Source organism: Ructibacterium gallinarum (genome assembly GCF_014982785.1).
Taxonomy (GTDB): domain Bacteria; phylum Bacillota; class Clostridia; order Monoglobales; family Monoglobaceae; genus Ructibacterium; species Ructibacterium gallinarum.
The window spans coordinates 1-1626 of the sequence record NZ_JADCKB010000066.1; the positions used below are offsets into that span (position 1 = coordinate 1).

General features: G+C 34.0%; 2 protein-coding genes. Both read left to right on the forward strand.

Going from position 1 to position 1626, the window contains the following annotated elements; translation table 11 throughout:
* The coding region (locus tag INF28_RS12680) for an AAA family ATPase (RefSeq protein WP_226393816.1) at window positions 1-658 on the forward strand (658 nt) is incomplete at its 5' end.
* Window positions 658-1290 carry a DUF3226 domain-containing protein gene (locus tag INF28_RS12685; protein ID WP_012579086.1) on the forward strand — a complete coding sequence of 211 codons (633 nt, stop codon included), beginning with the start codon at window positions 658-660 and terminating at the stop codon, window positions 1288-1290. The genes INF28_RS12680 and INF28_RS12685, both read left to right, overlap by 1 nt.
* The last annotated feature ends 336 nt before the right edge of the window (window positions 1291-1626 follow it).

Here is a 1626-nt window from a genome sequence, read left to right on the forward strand (position 1 = left end):
CAGGGTTTCCAATAAGCTTTTCTCTATGCAATTGAAAGAAGATGGCGTAGAAATAAAATCCGAAATAAAAAACGAAAGGGATGGGATTAATTATAAATTTAAGACAGCAACAATAATAACAACATCCAGAAAGATAAACAAAGAGGCAACAATTACAAATGTATCTAGCCTACTAACACAAAAAAGGAAAAAAGACATACTAGAAAACTTAAAAAAAATAGATGACAGAATTGTAGATATAGCAATATCTGCGATAGGTAACAATAAGGAAATATATTTAGACATTGGATTTAGTGAGCTAAATGAAATATCAATGCTTGGCGAGGGTATCAGTCGAGCATTATCTTTTATCAGCTCAGTGCTGGTACAGGAAAACTCAATTATTCTTATTGATGAAATCGAGAACGGAATACATTACTCAGTAATTAAAGACATAATAAAATCATTAATTTCATCTGCAAAACAAAACAACAATCAAATATTTGCAACAACTCATAGTCAAGATGTGATACGAGCAATAAACGAAATAGATAGCAAAAATGAAGATATCGCTTATATTAGACTAGGAAGAGAAAAGAACTCCCTAAAACCAACAGCCGTACAATTCAATATGGATGATTTCTCCTACTCAGTTGAGAACGACTGGGAGGTAAGATAATGAAAGACATAAATAATAGCAAAAAGATCATTTTCGTTGAGGGTGATGATGATTTTCATTTTCTATGCAACCTACTTGAAATACAAGGCATTACCGATGTTTTTGTCGAAAAAATAAATGGAAAATCAAAATTAAAACAAGCACTTAGAGCATTCAAAAACATTGATTCTTTCGATGAAAAAGAAAGTATTTTTATTATATTAGATGCTGACACATCATTTTCTGACACAGAAAGATCAATAATTGCCACATTGCGAGAACTACAAATCTCCTCCCCCAGCTCGCATAACGAGATAGCTATGAATGGCAATACAAAAATTTCTTTCTTTATAATGCCAGGAAAAGACAAGCAAGGTGCCATTGAAGATCTGATAATTGAACACGCAAGCACTCGAGCGTTATATGAATACATAATAGAATTTTTCGAAAAAATTAAAAATAATAAAGATGACATCTCAGCGAGTGACAAAGAGTACACTTATCCAACAAACGAAAAAAAAGCTAAGGTACAAGTCTATCTTAGCTGCAATAGAGAATCCGACTCAAGAATAGGAATATCCATGAAAAATGGAATAATAAACACAGCAGACAATTGCTTTGATGAAATAAAAGATTTTATTTCAAAAATATAAATCCAAATCAAGCCAGCCCTTCACGGGCTGGCTTATCACCAGGGTGTTATTAAACGCCGGATAACGTATAGAAAGCATCATACACTTTAGTTATCAGCAATCTCAAACGTCCTAAAGACATCACCAGATGCCAAAACAATGATTGTGCAGATCTAATGTAAAAGACCCAGCACAAGATGCTCCCTTAAGTTATATTCTCTCTATTCACTTAAAACAATTTAACATAAAATCATAATTGTACGCACCGCAAAAACGGCCTCAAGGCGTTTCTGACGGGAAACCGGTAAAACAGGCAACAAACCCCCCGAAAACCCGCCAGAAACGCGCAGGCTCTGT

Excerpts from the sequence above, each read along its gene's own strand:
- INF28_RS12685 (WP_012579086.1), top strand. The coding sequence starts at position 658 with ATGAAAGACATAAATAATAGCAAAAAGATCATTTTCGTTGAGGGTGAT.